19 protein-coding genes are annotated in these 20,018 nt (G+C 68.6%); 9 read left to right on the top strand and 10 right to left on the bottom strand.

The features are described from left to right. Window positions 1-13: 13 nt before the first annotated feature. Window positions 14-1,792 carry a sensor domain-containing diguanylate cyclase gene (locus WS75_RS06030; RefSeq protein ID WP_059679597.1) on the bottom strand — a complete coding sequence of 593 codons (1,779 nt, stop codon included), beginning with the start codon at window positions 1,790-1,792 and terminating at the stop codon, window positions 14-16. 270 nt (window positions 1,793-2,062) lie between these two features. After that, a complete protein-coding gene (locus WS75_RS06025) occupies window positions 2,063-2,863 on the bottom strand; it encodes an SDR family NAD(P)-dependent oxidoreductase (protein ID WP_059679596.1) in 801 nt (266 codons plus the stop codon). Between the two features lie 140 nt (window positions 2,864-3,003). Between WS75_RS06025 and WS75_RS06020 the strand changes: the two genes are divergently transcribed. Both WS75_RS06020 and WS75_RS06015 read left to right on the top strand, forming a co-directional pair. After that, window positions 3,004-3,963, top strand: a complete 960-nt coding sequence (locus tag WS75_RS06020; RefSeq protein ID WP_059679595.1) for a GlxA family transcriptional regulator — start codon at window positions 3,004-3,006, stop codon at window positions 3,961-3,963. A gap of 76 nt (window positions 3,964-4,039) precedes the next feature. After that, window positions 4,040-5,188: an epoxide hydrolase family protein gene (locus WS75_RS06015; protein ID WP_059679594.1), complete on the top strand. Its 1,149-nt coding sequence runs from the start codon at window positions 4,040-4,042 to the stop codon at window positions 5,186-5,188. Window positions 5,189-5,290: 102 nt separating this feature from the next. On the opposite strand, the gene WS75_RS06010 is transcribed toward WS75_RS06015, so the two are convergent. Further along, a complete protein-coding gene (locus tag WS75_RS06010; protein ID WP_059679593.1) occupies window positions 5,291-5,782 on the bottom strand; it encodes a 2,4'-dihydroxyacetophenone dioxygenase family protein in 492 nt (163 codons plus the stop codon). Window positions 5,783-5,883: 101 nt separating this feature from the next. Next, entirely contained in the window at window positions 5,884-6,840 is a 957-nt protein-coding gene (locus tag WS75_RS06005; protein ID WP_059679592.1) for a LysR family transcriptional regulator, read from the bottom strand. A 105-nt stretch (window positions 6,841-6,945) separates the two neighbouring features. Between WS75_RS06005 and WS75_RS06000 the strand changes: the two genes are divergently transcribed. After that, on the top strand, window positions 6,946-8,304 hold the full coding sequence (locus WS75_RS06000; RefSeq protein WP_059599400.1) for an aspartate aminotransferase family protein: 1,359 nt from the start codon (window positions 6,946-6,948) through the stop codon (window positions 8,302-8,304). 49 nt (window positions 8,305-8,353) lie between these two features. After that, window positions 8,354-9,871 (top strand): CoA-acylating methylmalonate-semialdehyde dehydrogenase, encoded by a 1,518-nt coding sequence (locus tag WS75_RS05995; protein WP_059679591.1) that lies wholly within the window; start codon window positions 8,354-8,356, stop codon window positions 9,869-9,871. 159 nt (window positions 9,872-10,030) lie between these two features. On the opposite strand, the gene WS75_RS05990 is transcribed toward WS75_RS05995, so the two are convergent. The 3 genes from WS75_RS05990 to WS75_RS05980 form a co-directional block, all read right to left on the bottom strand. Then, window positions 10,031-10,405, bottom strand: coding sequence for a COG4315 family predicted lipoprotein (locus WS75_RS05990; RefSeq protein WP_059679743.1), 375 nt, complete (start codon window positions 10,403-10,405; stop codon window positions 10,031-10,033). Window positions 10,406-10,747: 342 nt separating this feature from the next. After that, complete coding sequence (locus WS75_RS05985; protein WP_059679742.1) at window positions 10,748-11,680, bottom strand: AEC family transporter; 933 nt, start codon at window positions 11,678-11,680, stop codon at window positions 10,748-10,750. Between the two features lie 164 nt (window positions 11,681-11,844). Continuing rightward, on the bottom strand, window positions 11,845-12,729 hold the full coding sequence (locus WS75_RS05980; protein ID WP_059679590.1) for a LysR substrate-binding domain-containing protein: 885 nt from the start codon (window positions 12,727-12,729) through the stop codon (window positions 11,845-11,847). A 64-nt stretch (window positions 12,730-12,793) separates the two neighbouring features. On the opposite strand from WS75_RS05980, the gene WS75_RS05975 reads away from it, so the two are divergent. After that, complete coding sequence (locus WS75_RS05975; protein ID WP_059679589.1) at window positions 12,794-13,144, top strand: hypothetical protein; 351 nt, start codon at window positions 12,794-12,796, stop codon at window positions 13,142-13,144. Beyond that, window positions 13,125-13,502 carry a nuclear transport factor 2 family protein gene (locus tag WS75_RS05970; RefSeq protein ID WP_059679588.1) on the top strand — a complete coding sequence of 126 codons (378 nt, stop codon included), beginning with the start codon at window positions 13,125-13,127 and terminating at the stop codon, window positions 13,500-13,502. The genes WS75_RS05975 and WS75_RS05970 overlap by 20 nt, the downstream gene beginning before the upstream one ends. A gap of 21 nt (window positions 13,503-13,523) precedes the next feature. Here the strand turns inward: WS75_RS05970 and WS75_RS05965 are convergent, their stop codons facing one another. After that, the gene (locus WS75_RS05965) at window positions 13,524-14,462 is read right to left on the bottom strand and encodes an AraC family transcriptional regulator (RefSeq protein WP_059679587.1); all 939 of its coding nucleotides are present in this window, start codon (window positions 14,460-14,462) and stop codon (window positions 13,524-13,526) included. 87 nt (window positions 14,463-14,549) lie between these two features. Between WS75_RS05965 and WS75_RS05960 the strand changes: the two genes are divergently transcribed. Further along, a complete protein-coding gene (locus tag WS75_RS05960; protein WP_059679741.1) occupies window positions 14,550-15,989 on the top strand; it encodes a cytochrome P450 in 1,440 nt (479 codons plus the stop codon). A 16-nt stretch (window positions 15,990-16,005) separates the two neighbouring features. Here WS75_RS05960 and WS75_RS05955 read toward each other — a convergent pair whose 3' ends face one another. Next, entirely contained in the window at window positions 16,006-16,806 is an 801-nt protein-coding gene (locus tag WS75_RS05955; RefSeq protein WP_059679586.1) for a helix-turn-helix transcriptional regulator, read from the bottom strand. Window positions 16,807-16,938: 132 nt separating this feature from the next. Here WS75_RS05955 and WS75_RS05950 point away from each other — a divergent pair, with 132 nt between their 5' ends. Next, window positions 16,939-18,345, top strand: a complete 1,407-nt coding sequence (locus WS75_RS05950) for an APC family permease (protein WP_059679585.1) — start codon at window positions 16,939-16,941, stop codon at window positions 18,343-18,345. Window positions 18,346-18,409: 64 nt separating this feature from the next. Continuing rightward, window positions 18,410-19,519, top strand: a complete 1,110-nt coding sequence (locus WS75_RS05945; protein ID WP_059679584.1) for a DmpA family aminopeptidase — start codon at window positions 18,410-18,412, stop codon at window positions 19,517-19,519. Window positions 19,520-19,648: 129 nt separating this feature from the next. Here the strand turns inward: WS75_RS05945 and WS75_RS05940 are convergent, their stop codons facing one another. Next, entirely contained in the window at window positions 19,649-19,861 is a 213-nt protein-coding gene (locus tag WS75_RS05940; RefSeq protein WP_059599409.1) for a hypothetical protein, read from the bottom strand. Window positions 19,862-20,018 lie beyond the last annotated feature (157 nt).

Raw genomic sequence — 20,018 nt, 5'->3', positions numbered from 1 at the left:
GCGCGGTGCGCGGCTAGGGTCGATACACCTCGACCCGGTTGCGGCCGCGTTCCTTCGCGACATACAGCGCCTTGTCGGCGCGCGATAGCGCCTGATACGGGCCGAAGTCGGACGCGCGCATCGCGTCGATGCCGATGCTGACGGTCAGCGCAAGCGCCTGATCCTCGTGCACGAGCATGGAATCGGCCGCGCGCTGCTGGACGCGCCGCGCGAGCGCGCACGCCGCATCGATCCCGGCGTGCGGCAGTACGATCGCGAATTCCTCGCCGCCGATGCGCCCGACGATGCCGTCCGGCCCGATTTCCGCGAGCAGCAGCTGCGCGAAATGCCGGAGCGCGCGATCGCCGAACGGATGTCCCCAGCGGTCGTTCAGCGCCTTGAAGTGGTCGAGGTCGAGCATCAGCACCGCGGCGTCCTGGCCGGTCGCGCGCACGCGGCGCAACGCGGCTTCGCCTTGCCGCATGAACGCGTGGCGGTTCGACAGTTCGGTCAGGTGATCGGTCGTCGCCATCCGGTGCAGCTCGGTCTCGATGTGCTTGCGCTCGGTCGCATCCCTGATGAAGCCGTGCCAGACCGTGCCGCCGTCCGGCATGCGTTGCGGCCGTGCGTCGCCTTCGCGCCAGCGCATCCCCTGGTCCGGCAGCAGCACGCGGTATTCGAGCCGCCACGGTGCCAGTTGCTCGGCCGACGCCGCCAGCGACTGGCGGTAGGCGACCAGGTCGGCCGGATGAATCCGGGTCTCGACCGCATCCGCGTCGTGGGCGATCTGCTCGGGCGTCAGTTCGTAGATGTCGCGCGCCCCCGCGCTCGCGTACGAAAAGAACCGGCGGCCGTCGGCAGTCTGCCGCAGCTGAAACACGAGACCGGGAACCTGATCGGTCAGGTTCGTCACGAGCGTGACGGAGTCGCTCAGCCGGCCGGCGAGTTCGCGCAGTGCGGTGATGTCCGTGGTCGTGCCGACCATGCGCAACGCACGCCCGTTGCTGTCGCGGGAGATGACCCTGCCGCGGCTGCAGATCCATTTGTACGTGCCGTTCTTGCAGCGAATGCGGTGCTCGACCGCATAGCTGTCGGTGCGGTTTTCGAAATGCGCGATCATCGCGGCCTTCACGTCGGCGACATCGTCCGGGTGCAGCCGTTCGTACGCGTCTTCGATCCGGCTCGTCAGTTCGTGGGGCGCGTAGCCGAGCAGCGCCTTCCAGGCCGCCGAATAATGGATCTCGCCGGTTTCCACGTTGCGATCCCACACGCCGGCGCCGCTTTCGGTCAGCGCGAGCGTGGTCAGCGCGCTGCGTTCCGCGACGATGCCGAGCTGTTCGTGCAGCGTGGCCTGCGCGTTCGCGCGGGCGATCGCGTGTTCCGCGAGCGTGGCGAGGTCATGCAGGAAAGCGCGTTGCGCGGCGTCGAGCATCAGGCCCGCGTCGCCGACGATACACAGTGCGCCGCGCGTGGTGCCGTCGGCCGCAATCAGTTCGCAGGCCGCGACGACATGCGGTGCGTCGAGCGGCAGGCCGCCCGCTTCGGGTGTGATGAATCGACGGTCGGCCGCCGAGGTGCGCTCGACGCGCGGCGGGAAGTGCACGGAAGAAAGCGTGGCGGGCAGCGTTCCGTCGGACGCCACCACATGCGGTGTGCCGGCTTCGGCGCAAGTGACGAACGCGCCGGCCGTGCCGACGTGCGCGCGGGCGAGACGGCACACGGTCTCGAGTTCGGGCAACGGCGCGAGCGCCGGGCGATCGTCGGCGGGAACGCGAGAGGAGGCGGGTGTGTCGCCGGCCCCGGAGGTGAACATTCGGAACCGCATGGTTGAATTCCGCGACGGTCGATTGCGCCGATGATAGGACGAATGTCGCCTGGCGCTGCTTCGGGAGTTGCAAACGCGCAGCTTATCGTCGCGGAAAATGCGTGGCAAGCGGGGCGCATCCGGCTTTGGCGGGAACGCAACGCAGGGTCCGGAATGCGTCGTGGCATCGACGGCTGCGGTGGCGCAAGCGCCGTCGACGCGCTTCGATTCGGGCGCGTCGCGCCCGGACGGCACGGGCGCGACGCGGCTACTGCCCGACTAGCGCGCCACCGCGTAGCGCGGCGCCGGCGAATCCGTCGACAGGTGCGGCGCCATCGTGCGGCGCGCGGCCTCGTACGCATCCCATTCGTCGGCCGCGTGCAGCGACGGAATCGTCACGAGTTCGCCGCGATCGAAGCCGACCAGCGCTGCGTCGACCAGGTCGGAGGCCGACATCACGATCTCCTTCGGCAGGTGTTCGAGCGGCAGGCCGCCGGTCTGCCAGAAGTCGGTGGCGGTCGCGCCGGGCAGCACGGCTTGCACCTGCACGCCGTGGTTCGCGAGTTCGTGGTGCAACGACTGGCTGAACGCGAGCACGAATGCCTTGCTGCCGCCGTAGACGCCGTTGAGCGTTTCCGGTGACAGCGCGACGATCGACGAGATGTTGATGACGGCGCCGCGCCCGCGCGCCACGAAGCCGGGTACGGCGGCATAGGTCAGGCGCATGAGCGCGGTCACGTTCAGGTCGATCATCCGCGTCATCGCGTCGACGTCGCTGTCGAGCAGCGACGCGTGCGTGCCGACGCCCGCGTTGTTGACGAGCAGCGTGATGCTCGCGTCCTCCTTCAGCTTCGCCTCGACGGTGGCGAGCGCCGCGCGGTCGTCGAGGTTCGCGCCGACGATCTCGACGCTGCGCTGCGTGTCGTTCGTGATGCGCTCGGCAAGCGTGGCCAGCCGGTCGCGGTTGCGCGCGACCAGAATCAGGTCGTAGCCGCGGCGCGCGAGGCGGTCCGCATAAATCGCGCCGATGCCGGACGATGCGCCGGTAATGACGGCGGTACCGCGATGTGCTTCAGTCATGATGTCGCTCCATGTCGAGGAAAGGGTGAGTGCGTGAAGGCATTCTGGCCTCGAATCGCGGTGACGCAAATGACGTAGATGGGTATGATTTCGGACATCGGGTGGGTCGTGACGATCATGCCCCGGCACTGGAGATACGCATGCACCGCATCGGCTTTCTGATCAGCGACGGCTTCCAGATCATGGCGCTCGCCGCGCAATCGGTGTTCGAGTACGCGAACCTCGGCGTGGGCGAGCCTTTCTACGTGATGGACAACTATTCCGTCGACGGCGGCGACGTGCGTTCGTCGCTCGGATTGCCGGTCGCGACGCGCGCGCTGCGCGGGCGGATCGACGTCGATACGTGGATCGTCGCGGGCGTCAACGATCCGCTGGCGTCGCCGGCGCCGGCCGGCGTCGTCGCGTTCCTGCGGCGCCCGAACGCGCGCGCGCGGCGGATCGCCGGCACCTGCACGGGCGCGTTCGTGCTCGCCGAGGCCGGGCTGCTCGCGCAGCGCCGCGCGACGACGCATTGGGCATACGGACGCGACATGCAGAAGCTGTTTCCGGACATTCGTGTCGAGGAGGACCGGATCTACATCGTCGACGGCCCGATCTGGACGTCCGCCGGGATGACGGCCGGCCTCGACCTGGCGCTCGCGATGGTGGAGAAGGATCTCGGCGCGGACGTCGCGCGCTCGGTCGCGCGCAAGCTCGTGATGCACCAGCGTCGCGCGGGCGGGCAGTCGCAGCATTCGGAAATGCTCGACCTCGCGCCGAAATCGGACCGGATCCAGAATGCGCTGAACTATGCGCGGCAGAATCTCGGGCGCGCGCTGACCGTCGAGGAACTGGCCGACGCCGTCCACCTGAGTCCGCGCCAGTTCAGCCGGGTGTTCACGCTCGAAACCGGGCAATCGCCGGCGAAGGCGATCGAGCGGCTGCGGCTCGAGGCCGCGCGGCTAATGATCGAGCAGAGCCGGCATTCGCTGGATGTGATCGCGAAGGAGAACGGTTTCCGCGACCGGCGCCACCTGCGCGATGCGTTCGTGCGCGGCTTCGGCGTGCCGCCGCAGGCCGTGCGGCGCGACGCGCGGGCGGACGCGCGCGAAACGGGCTGACGCTCGCGGGCGCGCGCCGCCAGCGCGGGTCTGAAAAATCGCGCAGAATCTCCGGCATTCCTCGCGAGGAGACACCATGCACGCGGTCCCGTTCAATATTGCGATTCCCGATCACGCGCTTGATGACCTGCGTCGGCGCCTGCGCGACATGCGCGCGCCGGTGCTGACACCCGCCGGGCCGTGGCAGCAGGGCGTGGATGGCGCGTGGCTGCGCGAACTGGTTGCGTACTGGGGCGAGCGTTTCGACTGGCGTGCGGCGGAGCGGGCGCTGAACCGGCATCCGCAGTTCGTCGCGGACGCAGGCGGGCAACGCGTGCATTTCATCCATCGGCGTGGGGCGGGGCCGAAGCCGTATCCGCTTGTCATCACGCACGGCTGGCCGGGCTCCGTATTCGAATTCGACGCGCTGATCGATCGCCTGTGCGATCCGGCCGCTTTCGGCGGCGATCCGCACGACGCGTTCGACGTGGTCGCGCCGTCGCTTCCCGGCTTCGCGTTCTCACCAGCGCCGGCGGCACCCGGCATGTCGGCATTTCAGGTCGCCGACTGCTGGGCGACGTTGATGTCCGGGCTCGGATATCGCCGCTTCGGCGCGCAAGGCGGCGATCTGGGCGCAGGCGTGTCGATTGCGCTCGGCGCGCGACATCCCGATGCGGTGGACGGTATCCATCTGAACTACCTGCCCGGCAGCTACGAGCCTCCGGCCGACGCGGCTTCGCCGCTGACCGAGGACGAACGGGCATTTGTGACGCAGCGTGGAGAGTGGGCTGCGCTGGAGGGCGGATACGCGCATGTGCACATGACGAAGCCGCAGACGCTGGCCGTCGCGCTCAACGATTCGCCGGCCGGGCTGGCCGCGTGGATCGCCGAGAAATTCCGCACGTGGAGCGATTGCGATGGCGACGTCGCAAAACGGTTTTCGCACGACACGCTGCTGACCGGAATCTCGCTCTACTGGTTTGCCGGCTGCATCGGCTCGTCAATGCAGATGTATTGGGAAAACCGGCTGCAGCCGCTGCGCTTCGCGGCCGGGCAACGTGTGGCGGTGCCCGTCGCGTTTGCACGCTTTCCGAAGGAAATCAGTCGTCCGCCGCGCAGCTGGCTCGAACGGGTGTTCGACGTCGTGCAGTGGACCGACATGCCGAGCGGCGGCCATTTCGCCGCGATGGAAGAGCCGGAACTGCTGGCCGACGATATTCGGCGATTCTTCCGGCGCTTTCGATAGTGCCGCCCGGGGGCGGCCTGGCTGGCGAAGTGCGCCGGCGGTCATGCGCGCGTTGGCGCGTGCCGGCACCGTGCGGATCGCGACGCGGTGATGTCGCCTGTCTTATCGCGTGACGAACGGCGCCGCATCGTGCGGCGCGGTGCGCGCATGCTTGCGCTGGCGCAGCAGCGCGACGCGGCAATTCTCGCGCGCGGTCTCGCGGCCGTCGTCGTCGAGCAGAACCAGATCGCCGCGCATCACGTTGAGCGTGATCACGTCGTCGCCGGGCGCGCCGAGCGTTTCCGGCGTATGCACCGACCCGGCCGGTTCGAGCACCGTCGAGCCGGCCTGCGCGATCCATTCGTACTCGCGGTAGCGCCACGCACCCTGCAGCGTATGGACGAAGACCTCGCCGTCGTGGCGATGGCGCGGCAGCGTGCCGCCGGCAGGCATTTTCAGCAGCGCGGTCAGCGTGTCTTCCGCCGGATTGATATGCAAATACTTGATCGCGAGCCCCGGCAGGTCGGCGCTCATCGGCAGCCACGGCAGCGCATCGCCGGGCAGGCACGAAATCGGCGGCAGGTCGTTGGGGAGCGGGGCGGACGGCTGCGTCATGGCGGGAGGCGGAGCGGAAACGGGAAGTGCGCATTATCGCAGAGCCGGATCGGGCCGCAGCCCCCTCGTCGGACGGCGGCGCCAGCGAAGCCCGACCCCGGCTACACGTCGGCGCCCGGCCGCGCCACCGCATGCGCGGCTTCGAGGCACGACTGGAACAGCAGCGCGGCCCGCGACGGCCGCGGCGAGCGGCGCAGCAGGCTCACGAACCGGCACCGGTAGTTGAAGCGGTGCGGTGCGATCGGCTGCATCAGCCCCTTGTTTTCGAAGCTCTCCGCGTAATGGTCGGGCAGGAAGCCGAGATAGCGGCCGGAGAGGATCAGCGTCGCGATCGATTCCTGGTCCGATGCCGTCGCGCTGCGCGTGAGCTTCGCGCGATGGCTCAGCTCCATGTTCGGCGAATGGAAGCCGAGCCCGGCGAACGCGTGGTTGCGGATCGTCGTCCACGTGAGCTTGCCGTGCGGTGCGTCAAAGAGCGGGTGCTGGCGGCCGCAGTACAGCAGCATCCGCTCGTCGAACAGTTCCGAATACACGAGGCTGCCCGAGCTGCGGTGCGCGGGGATGATCCCGACCTGATAGCTGCCGTCGATGATCCCGCGCTCGACCTCGTTGATCGACGCGACATGCAGGTTCAGCGCGACGTCGGGCGCTTCGTCCGTGAACTGGCGGATCGCGTCGCCGAGCCGCGCGTTCGGGTTGGTGGCCGTCTTGTCGAACACGGCGACGTGCAATTCTCCGCCCATCTTGTCGTGAATGCCGTCTATTCTGCTTCTAAATGCTTCCATCGACGCGAGCAGTCGCAGCGTTTCCTCGTAGACGGTCTGCCCCTCGGCGGTCAGCGTGAAGCCCGCGCGGCCGCGCCGGCACAGCACGAGGCCGAGGCGCGTTTCCAGGTCCTTCACGTGCCGGCTGATCGTCGAGATGCCGATATTCAACTCGAGTTCGGCCGCCGCCATTCCGCCGCACTGCACGACGCCCTTGAAGACCCGCAGCAGCCGCAGATCCATGTCGCTGAGCTGCCCGAGCAGCGCGCGGCTCTTCGGTTTCTTTGCTTGCATAGTTGCGCAAGTGAACATTGATATTGCGATATTGAAGAGACTAATTGGCCTCCCGACAATGCGCAACATCATCACAAGAAGGAGGGGCGCGCCGCGCCAACCGACATGACCGATACGATCACCGCCAGCCAGCAGGACGAGACGAACATCCGCACCGACGCCGCCTGGCTCGACGCACACTGGATGCCGTTCACGGCGAACCGCCAGTTCAAGTCCGACCCGCGCATGATCGTGTCGGCCAAGGGCGCGTATTTCACGGATGGCGAAGGCCGCAAGATCTTCGACGGCCTGTCGGGCCTGTGGTGCACGGGCCTCGGTCACGGCCGCACGGAAATCACGGAAGCCGTGAGCCGCCAGGTCGCGCAGCTCGACTACGCGCCGGCGTTCCAGTTCGGCCATCCGAAGTCGTTCGAGCTCGCGAACAAGATCAAGGATCTGACGCCGGCCGGCCTCGACTACGTATTCTTCACAGGCTCGGGCTCGGAAGCGGCCGACACGTCGCTGAAGATGGCCCGCGCGTACTGGCGCGCCAAGGGCAAGGGCACGAAGACGCGCCTGATCGGCCGCGAGAAGGGCTACCACGGCGTGAACTTCGGCGGCATTTCGGTCGGCGGGATCGGGCCGAACCGCAAGCTGTTCGGCCAGGGAATCGACGCCGACTTCCTGCCGCACACGCAGCTCGCCGAAAACAAATTCTCGCGCGGGATGCCCGAGCACGGCGCGGAGCTGGCCGACCGCCTGCTCGACCTGATCGCGCTGCACGACGCATCGAACATCGCGGCCGTGATCGTCGAGCCGTTCTCGGGTTCGGCGGGCGTGGTCGTGCCGCCGAAGGGCTATCTGAAGCGCCTGCGCGATATCTGCACCGCGCACGACATCCTGCTGATCTTCGACGAAGTCATCACGGGCTTCGGCCGTGCCGGCGCGATGACGGGCGCCGACGCGTTCGGCGTGGTGCCGGACATCATGAACTTCGCGAAACAGGTGACCAACGGCGTGCAGCCGCTCGGCGGCGTGATCGCGACGAAGGAAATCTACGACACGTTCATGGCCGCGGGCGGCCCCGAGTACATGCTCGAGTTCCCGCACGGCTACACGTACTCGGCGCACCCGGTCGCGTGCGCGGCCGGCGTCGCGGCGCTCGACCTGCTCGTGAAGGAAGACGCGGTGGCCCGCGTGCGCGATCTCGCGCCGCATTTCGAGGCGGCCGTGCACGGGCTGAAGGGCCAGCGCCACATCACGGACATCCGCAACTACGGCCTCGCGGCCGGCCTGACGATCGCGGCACTGCCGGGCGAACCGGCACGGCGCCCGTACGAGATCGCGATGCGCTGCTGGGCGAAGGGCTTCTACGTGCGCTACGGCGGCGACACGATCCAGCTCGCGCCGCCGTTCATCTCGGAGAAGCGCGAGATCGACAACCTGGTCAACGCGCTGTCCGACGCACTGAACGAAGTGGACTGAGCCGCGGCCCGTTTCCTGCGACAACCGAATTCACGACAGAGCCAGAAACATGAAACACGACAGCAATGTGACCTCCACCGTCGGCCACCTGATCGACGGCAAGCGCGTCGACGGCGGCAGCCGCGTCCAGCCGGTGTTCGACCCGGCCACCGGCGAATCGCACAAGAGCGTCGCGCTTGCCGACAAGCTGACCGTCGAAGCCGCGATCGCGTCCGCGCAGGCCGCGTTCCCGGCGTGGCGCAACACGCCGCCGCTGAAGCGCGCGCGCGTGATGAGCCGCTTCAAGACGCTGCTCGAGGAACACGCGGACGAACTGTGCGCGCTGATCACCGCCGAGCACGGCAAGGTGCTTGCCGACGCGATGGGCGAACTGCAGCGCGGGATCGAGAACGTCGAATACGCGACCTACGTGCCCGAGCTGCTGAAGGGCGAGCACAGCAAGAACGTCGGCCCCGCGATCGATTCGTGGAGCGAGTTCCAGGCGCTCGGCGTCGCGGCCGGCATCACGCCGTTCAACTTCCCGGTGATGGTGCCGCTGTGGATGTGGCCGATGGCCGTCGCGTGCGGCAACACGTTCGTGCTGAAGCCGTCGGAGCGCACGCCGTCGTCGACGCTGCGCATGGCCGAGCTCGCGCTCGAGGCCGGCCTGCCGCCGGGCGTGCTGAACGTCGTGAACGGCGACAAGGAAGCGGTCGACACGATCCTGACCGACCCGCGCGTGAAGGCCGTGAGCTTCGTCGGCTCGACGCCGATCGCCGAATACATCTACGCGACCGGCTGCGCGCACGGCAAGCGCGTGCAGGCGCTCGGCGGCGCGAAGAACTTCGCGGTCGTGATGCCCGACGCCGACATCGGCAACGCGGTGAATGCCCTGATGGGCGCCGCGTACGGCTCGTGCGGCGAGCGCTGCATGGCGATCCCGTTGGTCGTCGCGATCGGCGATGAAACGGGCGACAAGGTCGTCGCGGGCCTGAAGGCGGAGATCGAGAAGATGAAGGTCGGCCCGGGCAACGGCGCGGGCGTCGACATGGGCCCGCTCGTCACGCAGCAGCATTTCGAGAAGGTGACGGGCTTCGTCGATGCAGGCGTGGAAGCGGGCGCGACGCTCGTCGTCGACGGCCGCGGCGTGAAGGTCGACGGCCACGACGGCGGCTACTACCTCGGCCCGTGCCTGTTCGACAACGTGAAGCCCGGCATGCCGATCTACCAGCACGAGATCTTCGGTCCGGTGCTCGGCGTGATCCGCCTGAAGTCGCTCGACGAGGCGATGGCGCTGATCGACGCGCACGAATACGGCAACGGGACGTGCCTGTTCACGCGCGACGGCGAAGCGGCGCGCTACTTCAGCGACAACATCCAGATCGGCATGGTCGGCATCAACGTGCCGCTGCCGGTGCCCGTCGCGTACCACTCGTTCGGCGGCTGGAAGCGTTCGCTGTTCGGCGACCTGCACGCGTACGGCCCGGATGCGGTGCGGTTCTACACGAAACGCAAGACGATCACGCAGCGCTGGCCCTCGGCCGGCGTGCGCGAAGGGACGGTGTTCAGCTTCCCGTCGAACCGCTGACGCGCGATCCGGCCGCGACGCAACGCGACGCGCGCCGGCCGGCGGCGTGACGCCACGCGGCCGGCGTAAAGACGCACAGGCCCGCCCCGGTCGATGACCGGGGCGGGCCTTTTTACACGTGCGGCGGTCGTGCCGACACTGAAGGCGGCGATGAAGCGCTTACGGCGCGACCACGTGCCACATGTTCTTGAAGTTGTCGCCGTTGCGATCGCCCTGTTTCATGTCCTTCGAGAAGAAATACAGCGGCTTGCCCTTGTAGGCCCATTGCGGGCTACCGTCGTCGCGCTTGACGATCGTGTAGGGGCCGACCGGGACGTCGGTCGCGCTGGCCTTGTACGGAGGCCAGAACGATTCGCATTGGCCCGTGCATGCGCTGGTGCCGGCGTTGGGCTTGTCCTTGTCGAATACATAGACGGTCATGCCGTTCGCGGCGACGAGCGCGCCGTTTTCGACCTTGGTGATCGCGTCTTGAGCCGAGGCGGAAACGGACGCCATGGCGAGCACGGCGGAGCTGACGAGCAGCACGGCTTTCATGATTACCTCCTTGTAGTCCGGTGGGCGGCGCAGCCGCACGCATGGCCGGGCGTGCACGCGACTGCGGGGAATGGTGCCGGAACGCGGCGCCGTGGCCGCCGGTGCGAGCGACGTGAAGTCGAATGGCGGAGGCACGGACGCGCTTCATTCACCATAGGCGGTTTTTGGCGGGGCTGCGAGAAGAACCGGGGGCACATCGGCGATGCGTGTGTCTCGCGCAACGACGCGGCGATTGCGCGCGTGCGGCGGAATTCGCCATCCGTCCCCGAACCTTCTCGAGTTGAACGGGCCTCTGCGGCCGCGCGCCCATGACGGATAGCGACACGCCGCGGTGCCGGGCCGTCAGCGAAACACCGGCGCCGACGCAAGCGCCGTCAGCACGGCCGGCATCGCGAGCGTGGCGGCGATCGTCTGGAACGCGGTGATGCCGGCCATCAGCGGCGCGTCACCGCCGAGCTGGCGGGCCATGATGTACGACGAGGACGATGTCGGCAGCGCCTGGAACAGCAGCGCGATGGTCAATGCGGCATCGCCGAGCCCGAACAGGCGGCCGGCCGCGAGCGTGGCGAGCGGCATCGCCATGAACTTGAACGCCGACGCGATGCACGTCGGCTGCATCCAATCGCGCGCCGAGTCGAACTTCAGCGCAGCGCCCACGCACAACAGGCCGAGCGGCATCGAGGCGGCGCCGAGCGCGCGCACGGCCGGTTCGACGGCGGCCGGAAACGCGATGCCGGCAACCTGCATCGCGATCCCCAGCGCGCACCCGACGACGAGCGGATTCGACAGGATCTGACGCACGAGCGCCCACGCGCCGAGCCGCGTGTCGCCGTAGCGCGCGAATACCAGCACGCACATCAGGTTGACGGTCGGCACGATCGCCGCGACGCACACGGCCGCGAGCGCGATTCCGTGCGCGCCGAAAAGTCCGGCGGCGAGCGCGGTGCCGACATAGTTGTTGAAGCGCACCGCGCCCTGGAACACCGACGTGAACCCGGCGCCGTCGACCGCCACGAAGCGGCGGACCAGCAGAAGAAGCATCGAGACGAACACGGTCGAGCCGACCAGCGCCGCCGCGAGCGGCAGGACGGGCAGCGCTTGCAGCCGGGCATTCGCGAGACCGTCCGCGAACAGCGCCGGCAGCAGCACGTAGTAGCACAGCCGCTCGGCGTGCGGCCAGAACGCATCGCCGATGAAGCCCGTGCGCCGGAGGCCGTGGCCGAGCGCGACCAGCAGCGCGACCGGCGCGAGCGCGAGCAGGATCGGGCCGATCATCGACGCGCCTTCAGGCGACACGGGCGGGACGGCAGGCACGCGGAGCAGCGGAACGAAGCGGGAATCCATCCGGCGGGCAACATGGCGGCGCGCAATCGAAAGAGTGACGATGCCGCCAAGTTAACACGCGGATGCAGCAGGAATAATGGTTAATTATCGGGTGTTCAATGAGAAATTCTCATCGATGACGCGGTGACTTCGGCGGCCAGCGCACGCGCGAAACGCTCCGCCGGCCGCGACTGGTGTTCGAGCAGCACGACCGCGCGGCCCATCTGCGGCTGGCCGAACGGCAAGCGCGTGACGGGCGGCAGTCGCGCGAGCGTCGAGTCGGGGAGCGCGACGATCGCCGCGCCGAGCCCGCGCGCGACCATCCGCGCGATCGTCTCCGCGCTGTCGAGCACCATCTCCTCGCGCACGCGCACGCCGATGCGGCGCAACTCGGCGGCGATCATCCGGCCGGCCCACGCCTGCGCGTCGAAGCGGATGAACGGCAACGCCTCGAGCAGCGTGCCCGCGTCGCGCTCCGCATATTGCGGCGGCGCGAGCAGCCAGAAGCGGTCTTCGTACAGCGTGGTCCACGTCAGTTCAGCCGGATGCGGGCGCACCGGGCGCGTCGTGATCGCGGCGTCGAGTTCGCCGGCGGCGACGCGGTTCGCCAGTTCGGCCGACATGCCGGCCGATACGTGCACGTGCAACGACGGGTGCGCCGCGCGCAGCGCGAGCAGCGCATCGGGCAGCGGGCCGGACAGCGCGGTCTGGATCGCGCCGATCCGCAGGCGGCCGACGAGCTTCTTCTCGTCGCTGAGCGCATCGGGAATCCGGTCGACCATCGCGAGCACCTGCTCGGCCTGCGCGACGAGGATGTTGCCGGCTTCGGTGAGCACCGGCTGGCGGCGCGAACGGTCGAACAGCCGGACGTTGTATTCGCTTTCGAGCGTCTTGATCTGCAGGCTCACGGCCGATTGCGTGAGCCCGATCGCTTCGCCGGCGCGTGCGAAGGTTCGGTATCGGGCGATCGCGACCAGCGTTCTGAATGCGCGTAGTGACATGGACTCGATGAGGTGGGCGGCCGGGGCCGGCACGCGGATTGCTCGATGATGCCGGCCGCGGCGCATGGAACGCATGCCGATCGCGGCGCCGATGATCGCCGAAGCCGGCGGCCCGGACGGCACGCTGGCGGACATCATGCCCGTGCGTGCGGAAACGGGCAACGGGCAACCGTGGCATCGGTGCGCGCGGCGGAAAGCGTGGCGTGACGCGGCGTGTGCAGGCGGCTGCGGCGATCGCCCGGTGCGGGTTTTCGTGAATGGCCTCGAGCCGGGCATGCGCGCAAAGCTGCATGTGCGGGCGGTCGTGGTCGTTCGTGCCGCCCGCATGCGTTTGATCGATGCCTCGGGGCGACGCGCGCTGTCGCGTCGGCCCCGCCCTTCGCGGAGTAACGACGATGACAGACGACCCCGGTGACGTTGCGCGCGCCAGCTATCGCGCGTATGTCGACAAGGACCGCGATGCGATCGAAGCGCTGATCGCGCCAGACTTCCATTTCACGAGCCCGCTCGACAACCGGCTCGACCGCGACACGTATCTGGCGCGCTGCTGGCCGAACAGCGCGATGCTCGCCAGTTTCGCGTTTGTCGACGTTGCCGTGCACGGCGAATACGTGTTCGTCGTGTACGAAGCCGACACGATTGCCGGCAGGCGATTCCGGAACGCGGAGCGGTTGCGTGTCCGCGATGGCCGGATCGTCGAGGCCGAGGTGTATTTCGGCTGGTATGTGCCGCACCAGGCGCCGGACGGCGGGTTCATCGAATCGGGCGGCTGATGCGTGACGGGCAGCGGCCCGTCATACCCAGAGCCGGTACATCCAGAACGATTCGTCCTCGGCGAAGCGTCGCACGAACTCGGTCGGCGAGAAGCCCGTGATGCGCCGCGTCGCGCGGCTCAGGTGTGCCTGATCGGCGAACCCCTCGTCCAGCGCGAGCGCGGCCCAGTCGACCGGCTGCCCGGCGTCCTGCCGGTCGCGCGCGGCGAAGAACACGCCTTCGGTGCGCACCAGCGTTTGCCAGTCGCGCAACGAGCGACCGCTGTACGACTTGATGCGCCGTTCGACCTGACGCGGGCTGTGGGTGTACCGCCATTCGCGCGCTTTCGACGCGAGACGCCCGACCCAGCTGCGTCCGGCATCACGCAGCGACGACAGCGGCGATACGCTGCCGCGCAGCGCGTGCCAGCGCGGCGCGAGGTAACGATCGAGCGCGGCCAGCGCGTCGTCGTCGTGTTCGGCATTCGCGAGTGCATCGAGCAGCGGCTGCCAGCTGTCGTCGAGGCATGCGTGCGCGTCGACGAAGGTGTCGTGGATCGCCGGTAGCGCGACGCCGAACAATGCGCATGCTGCGTCGGCATGCAGGCAGACGATGCCGCCTTGTCCGCTCGTCGGCGCCCAGCTCGCGACCGGCATCGACTGGCTGCCCGACAGCGTCGCCGATGCACCGAACGGCCGCCACACGGGCCCGTCGCCCGTGCGCCGGACGAGCCCGACGTCGAGGCCGCGATACCACGACAGGCAGACGATCGGCGACGCGGGGAAATGCGTGAGCCGCTGCGCGTCGCTCAACGTGAAGCCGCGCGTGTCGCGGGTGATGATCGCGACGACCGCGCCTTGCAGCGCAGCCGGCGGCTGATACAGCCGCGTGGGCGGCGACCGGCCGTCGCACAGCACGCGCGGCGCACGCGCGAGCGGATCGGGACACGGCGGCAAAGTCGGAGACGGACCGAAGGGCATGACGCCGGAGTATAGGGACCGGCGCGGCACGTGTCGATGTCGTTTGCGTTCAAGACCGGCAGCGTGTCGATCCGGACAATCCGGCGCATGAACACACGATCCTCTTCCCGTTGCCCGTTTCATGCGGACGCCGCCGGTGCGGCGCCCGCGCTTCACCCGCCCGGCGTATGGCCGCCGGGGCCGCGCGCCGGCCTGACGGGGTGGCGGCTGCTGCGCGCAATGTCGCGCGATCTGCCCGGCGCACTCGCGGGCTGGCAGCGCACGCATGGCGACGTCGTGCACCTGCGCATGTGGCCCGAACATGCGGTGGTCGTGACCGATCCGGCGCTCGTACGCGAGTTGCTGGTCACGCATCACGATGCGTTGGTGCGCTGGGAGCGCGGCATCCGCGTGTTCTCGCAGGTCCACGGGCACAGCGTGCTGGTCGCCGAGGGCGACGCATGGCGCGACAAGCGGCACGCGCTGCAGCCGAACTTCATGCCGAAACCGGTGCAGGCATTCGTGCCGTCGATCGCCGCGACGGCCGGTCATGCGCTCGCGCAGTGGCCCGCGCACGACGCGCGCTGGCCGATCGAAAGTGCGCTGACGTCGCTCGCGATGGACGTGATCATGCGCACGATGTTCTCGAATGCAATTGGCGCGGACGCGCGCGCGGCCGAGGAAGCCGTGCGCACGGTCAGCGCGGCCGCGAACGCCGAGTTCTACCAGCCGGCCAGCGCACCGGACTGGATGCCGTGGAAGCGCGGCAAGGCGAGAGCGCTGGCGGTGCTGAACGGATTGATCGACCGGCAATTGCATGCGCGTCTGGACATGCCGGAGCACGGCTGGCCGGACGATCTGCTGTCGCGCCTGTTGCGGCTGCACCGCGCCGACGCGCGCACCTGGCCGCTGCAAGCCGTGCACGACGAGTGCATGACGGCTTTCCTGGCCGGTCACGAGACGGCCGCGGCCACGCTGACCTGGTGGGCGTGGAACATGGCCGCGAATCCGGCCGCGCAGGCCGCCGCGCGCGCCGAAGTCGTACGCGTGCTGGGCGGCCGTGCGCCGACCGCCGACACGCGCGCCGCATTGCGCTACCTGACGCAGACGCTCGAGGAAACGATGCGCCTGTATCCGGCGGCGCCGATCCTGATCAGCCGTCGCGCATTGCGGCCGGTCGAACTGGGCGCATGGCAGTTTCCGGCGCGAACGTTGTTCATGCTGCCGATTCAGCTGATGCATCACGACGCGCGATGGTTTCCGGAGCCGCAGGCATTCCGGCCCGAGCGCTTCGCCGACGACGCGCCGGCGATTCCCCGCGGCGCGTACATGCCGTTCGGCACGGGGCCGCGCGTGTGCCTCGGGCAGCATCTGGCGATGACGGAAATGACGGTGGTGGCGGCCATGATCCTGCAGCGCCATGAATTGGCAGTGCCGCCCGGCATGGCGGCACCGCGCGCGACGCTGAACGTGACGCTGCGGCCGACGCGCGCGCTGCACCTGGCGATCGCGCCGACGCGGTCGGCGGCGAACGTCGCATCGTCGTGACGCGGCGGCGTCGCGCTCAGCCCGCCGCATCCTCCCCGAGTGCCTGAATGAACCGCGAAAACAGCTCCGGCTGCGACGAGATCCCGAGCTTCGCGTAAAGATGGCGCCGATGCACCTTCACCGTCTCGGGTGAAATCGCCAGCCGCTCCGCGATCGCCTTCGACGAATTGCCGCGCAGCACCATTCTTGCGATCGACATCTCGCGATCGGTCAGCACGCCCGCGCCGAAGCGCGCGAGCGCCAGCTCGACGCGCGCCCCGAGATCGTCGTCGGGCGTCGTGCGCGCGGCATCGCCCACCAGCCGCCAGTGCTGCCGCATCGTCGCGAGCACCCACGGCATCGCGGCCGTCAGCTTGCCGAGCGGCTCGACGTCGAAGCGCGCGGACGCACCGAGCGACAGCGACAGCAGCGTGTCGGCGTTCGGCCGCACGAGGATCTGGATCTCGTCGTCGCCGACCGCATCGCGGAAGTAGCTCAGGAAATACTCGCTCTGCCGGAACAGGTCGGGCGCGACTTCCTCGAGCCGGTAGCAGCCGTCGGCGAGCCCGTCGTGCGCGGCTTGCAGGAAGGGATCGAGCAGATATAACCCATTGAGGTAAAGCGGCACCGGCGACGCGCTGTCGGTGCCGCCCGTGTCGTATTCGTCGAGCACGAGCGGCACGCCGTCGCGGCCGATCGCGGTCGCGAGCGCGTTGTCGAACGGCACCATTTCGTTGAGCAGCAGCACCAGGAAGCGCCAGAAGCGCGGCTGGCCCAGATGATCGATCGCGCGGCCAAGCGCCTGGTGCATCGCGAATTCGGAGAAGAGTCGATCCATACCACCACCGAAGGGTGTAACACGAAGGGGGAATAGCGGTCCTGAATTTGGCTTCCTAGACTGCCACGCAATCAATCGGGCCCGAGTATGGGTGTTCAAAAAAGAGCAGGGTAGGAGCAACAGGAGAACGAAATGGCGATGATGTCGGAATCGACGGGCACGCTGCAAGCGACGCCTGCCACGGAAGACGCGCCGCGCGCGTTGTCGCAGACGCTCAGCGTGCGCGACGCGGTGATGATCACCGTGTCGGGCGTGACGCCCGCAAGTTCGATCTTCGTGATCGCGCCGTTCGCGATCCAGCAGGCCGGCAGCGGCGCGGTGCTGTCGTTCCTGCTCGGCGGCGTGCTCGCGCTCGCGTTCGCGCTCTGCTACGCGGAGCTCAGCGCCGCGCATCGCAGCGCGGGCGGCGAATATGTGATGGCCAAACGTGTGTTCGGCACGCTGCCCGGCTACCTGACGTTCATCACGGTGCTGTCCGTCAGCGTGTTCATCCCGGCCGTGCTCGCGAGCGGCGCCGCGCCGTACCTGAACAATGCGCTCGGCACGCACTTCGGCAATCAGTCGGTCGCGCTCACGATCGTGCTGCTCAGCTACGTGCTCGGGATGCTGAACATCAAGACGAATGCGTGGATCACCGGCGCGTTTCTCGTCGTCGAGATCGGCGTGCTGATGCTGATCGCGGGGCTCGGATTCGGCTCCCCGCATCGCGGCGCCGACGCACTGATCGCACCGGTCGTCGCGAGCGGCAATGCGCTGGTGCCGGCCACGCTCGCGGCGATCGTGCCGGCGATCGGCACGGCGATCTTCTGCTACAACGGCTTCGGCTCGGCCGCCTATCTCGCTGAAGACCTGCGCGGCGGCAACCGCAACGTCGCGAAGGCGGTGATCTATTCGCTGGTGGTGATCCTCGTTGTCGAACTGATTCCGCTCACCGCGATCGTGCTCGGCGCGCCGTCGCTGACGGAGCTGACGAAGAGCGCGGACCCGATCGGCTATGTCGTGCGTTCGCTGAGCAACCCGGCGGTGTCGCGCGTGGTCAGCGGCGGGATTTTCCTGTCGGTGTTCAACGCGATCATCGCGATCGTGATCACGATGGGGCGCCTGCTGTACAGCAGCGGCCGGCATGCACTCTGGTCGCGCACCTGCAATCGCGCGTTCTCGACGATCCATCCGCGCTTCGAGTCGCCGTGGCTCGCGACGCTCGCGCTCGCGGTGCCGTCGGCGGGGCTGGTATTCGTGTCGAGCCTCGACGAGCTGACCGCGTTCACGGTCGACCTGCTGCTGTTGATCTATCTCGTCGTCGGGCTGGCCGCGCTGGCGAGTCGCCTCGTGCGCCGCGACGTCGAGCATCACTACCGGATGCCGATGTGGCCCGTGACGCCGCTCGTCGCGGTGGCGGGTGCCGCATACACGCTCTACACGACGCTGGCGACGGCGACCAAGCCGACCGACCTGATCATCATCGCGGGGCTGCTGATTGCCGCACTCGTGATGTACGTCGTCTGGGCGCGCCACAGCGAAGCATTCCGCGCGCTCTGAACGCCGGATCGTCACCTTGCAGCACCGAAACACCGAACCATTGAGAGACTGGAGGAATTGCATCATGCGCACGAGGGATCTCGGCATCCGCATCGGACTCGGCACGCCGGGCCGCTTCAACGCGATCACGGACGTACCGGGTGTGCGGGTCGGACATTGCACGCTGAACGTCGAGAACGGCGACGCGTCGATCCGCACCGGCGTCACCGTCATCGAGCCGCGCGCGGGCGCGGCGCACGATTCGCCGTGCTTCGCGGGCGTCCATGTGCTGAACGGCAACGGCGACGCGACCGGGCTCGAATGGATCCGCGAAGCCGGCCTGCTGACGACCCCGATCGCCTACACGAACACGCACAGCGTCGGCGCGGTGCGCGATGCGCTGGTCGCGAACGAGCGCGAAGCGGCGGCCGGCCGCGTGTACTGGTGCATGCCGGTCGTCATGGAAACCTACGACGGCCTGCTCAACGACATCTGGGGGCAGCACGTGAGCGCCGCGCACGTGCTGCGCGCGCTGACCGCCGCGCAGTCGGGGCCGGTCGCCGAAGGCGGCGTCGGGGGCGGCACCGGGATGATCTGCCACGAGTTCAAGGGCGGCATCGGCACCGCGTCGCGCGTGGTCGGGGCCGACGCGGGCGGCTGGACCGTCGGCGCGCTCGTGCAGGCGAACTACGGCGTGCGCGAGATGCTGCGCGTGGCAGGTTATCCGGTCGGCGAGGTGTTGCGGCACGTGCATTCGCCGTTTCGCACACCCGATGCACGAGGCGAGGCCGGGATGGGTTCGATCGTCGTCACGATCGCGACCGACGCGCCGCTGCTGCCGCACCAGTGCACGCGCCTCGCGCAGCGGGCGAGCGTCGGGCTGGCCCGCGTCGGCGGCGGCACCGAGGATTCGAGCGGCGACATCTTCCTGGCGTTCGCCACGGGCAACGACGGGCTGCCGGCCGCCAACTACGGCAGCAAGGGCGCGCCGACGACGGCCGTGAAGATGGTGAACAACGACCACATCTCCGCGCTGTTCGTCGCGGCGGCGGAGGCGGTGGAGGAGGCAATCGTGAATGCGCTGGTCGCGGGGAGCGACGTCGAATCGCGCGGCGCGCGGGTCGAAGGGCTGGGGCAGGCGCGTTTGCTGGATGCGTTGCGCGAAGTGGGGTGGCGGCCGGGGCGCGGCGCCTGAAACGGCATGCGCCGCTTCAATCGAAGCGGCGTAGCGGACAGTGTCGTTGCGGCGATCGGCCGGCGCGTCGTGCGCGCGCGCATGCGATGCGTGCGCGGCGGGCCTGGCCGTGGCGACGCGGCGTCATGCTCAGCTGCCGAAGTAGACGTTGCAGAAGCTGACGGGGCCGACGCATGCGTTCGGATCTTCCTGCTTCGATTGCGCACGATCGGCGCGGCCCGCGGCCTGGACGGCTTCGGCGCGGTTCGCCGGTTGTTGCGCGACGTCGGCCGGCGCGGGCTGGGCATGCGCGACTGCGGCGGTGAGCGACAGGGCAACGAGGGCGAGGTGCAGCGGCTTCATTTGGGTTTCTCCTGGGTCAGTGCCAGTCTCGCTGGCAGTGAGGAAACTATAGGCTCGCACTGCTTAGAGATTAATCACCGCGGGTGTAGAGCTTATTTCCAATCGGAACAAGGATGACGTTGCGCGCGCATTGATCGCCGCCGATCGCCACCGACCG

The sequence above is a fragment of the Burkholderia sp. FL-7-2-10-S1-D7 genome, from assembly GCF_001524185.1.
GTDB lineage: Bacteria > Pseudomonadota > Gammaproteobacteria > Burkholderiales > Burkholderiaceae > Burkholderia > Burkholderia diffusa.
The sequence above is the reverse complement of the archived record's forward strand: the minus strand, read 5'-3'. Positions and strand labels throughout refer to the sequence as shown.

Excerpts from the sequence above, each read along its gene's own strand:
- WS75_RS06005 (WP_059679592.1), bottom strand. The coding sequence starts at position 6,840 with ATGCAAGCAAAGAAACCGAAGAGCCGCGCGCTGCTCGGGCAGCTCAGC.
- WS75_RS05990 (WP_059679743.1), bottom strand. The coding sequence starts at position 10,405 with ATGAAAGCCGTGCTGCTCGTCAGCTCCGCCGTGCTCGCCATGGCGTCC.
- WS75_RS05975 (WP_059679589.1), top strand. The coding sequence starts at position 12,794 with ATGGAACGCATGCCGATCGCGGCGCCGATGATCGCCGAAGCCGGCGGC.
- WS75_RS06020 (WP_059679595.1), top strand. The coding sequence starts at position 3,004 with ATGCACCGCATCGGCTTTCTGATCAGCGACGGCTTCCAGATCATGGCG.
- WS75_RS05940 (WP_059599409.1), bottom strand. The coding sequence starts at position 19,861 with ATGAAGCCGCTGCACCTCGCCCTCGTTGCCCTGTCGCTCACCGCCGCA.
- WS75_RS05945 (WP_059679584.1), top strand. The coding sequence starts at position 18,410 with ATGCGCACGAGGGATCTCGGCATCCGCATCGGACTCGGCACGCCGGGC.
- WS75_RS05995 (WP_059679591.1), top strand. The coding sequence starts at position 8,354 with ATGAAACACGACAGCAATGTGACCTCCACCGTCGGCCACCTGATCGAC.
- WS75_RS06000 (WP_059599400.1), top strand. The coding sequence starts at position 6,946 with ATGACCGATACGATCACCGCCAGCCAGCAGGACGAGACGAACATCCGC.
- WS75_RS05965 (WP_059679587.1), bottom strand. The coding sequence starts at position 14,462 with ATGCCCTTCGGTCCGTCTCCGACTTTGCCGCCGTGTCCCGATCCGCTC.
- WS75_RS06010 (WP_059679593.1), bottom strand. The coding sequence starts at position 5,782 with ATGACGCAGCCGTCCGCCCCGCTCCCCAACGACCTGCCGCCGATTTCG.
- WS75_RS06015 (WP_059679594.1), top strand. The coding sequence starts at position 4,040 with ATGCACGCGGTCCCGTTCAATATTGCGATTCCCGATCACGCGCTTGAT.
- WS75_RS05980 (WP_059679590.1), bottom strand. The coding sequence starts at position 12,729 with ATGTCACTACGCGCATTCAGAACGCTGGTCGCGATCGCCCGATACCGA.
- WS75_RS05955 (WP_059679586.1), bottom strand. The coding sequence starts at position 16,806 with ATGGATCGACTCTTCTCCGAATTCGCGATGCACCAGGCGCTTGGCCGC.
- WS75_RS05960 (WP_059679741.1), top strand. The coding sequence starts at position 14,550 with ATGAACACACGATCCTCTTCCCGTTGCCCGTTTCATGCGGACGCCGCC.
- WS75_RS05970 (WP_059679588.1), top strand. The coding sequence starts at position 13,125 with ATGACAGACGACCCCGGTGACGTTGCGCGCGCCAGCTATCGCGCGTAT.
- WS75_RS05950 (WP_059679585.1), top strand. The coding sequence starts at position 16,939 with ATGGCGATGATGTCGGAATCGACGGGCACGCTGCAAGCGACGCCTGCC.
- WS75_RS05985 (WP_059679742.1), bottom strand. The coding sequence starts at position 11,680 with ATGATCGGCCCGATCCTGCTCGCGCTCGCGCCGGTCGCGCTGCTGGTC.
- WS75_RS06025 (WP_059679596.1), bottom strand. The coding sequence starts at position 2,863 with ATGACTGAAGCACATCGCGGTACCGCCGTCATTACCGGCGCATCGTCC.
- WS75_RS06030 (WP_059679597.1), bottom strand. The coding sequence starts at position 1,792 with ATGTTCACCTCCGGGGCCGGCGACACACCCGCCTCCTCTCGCGTTCCC.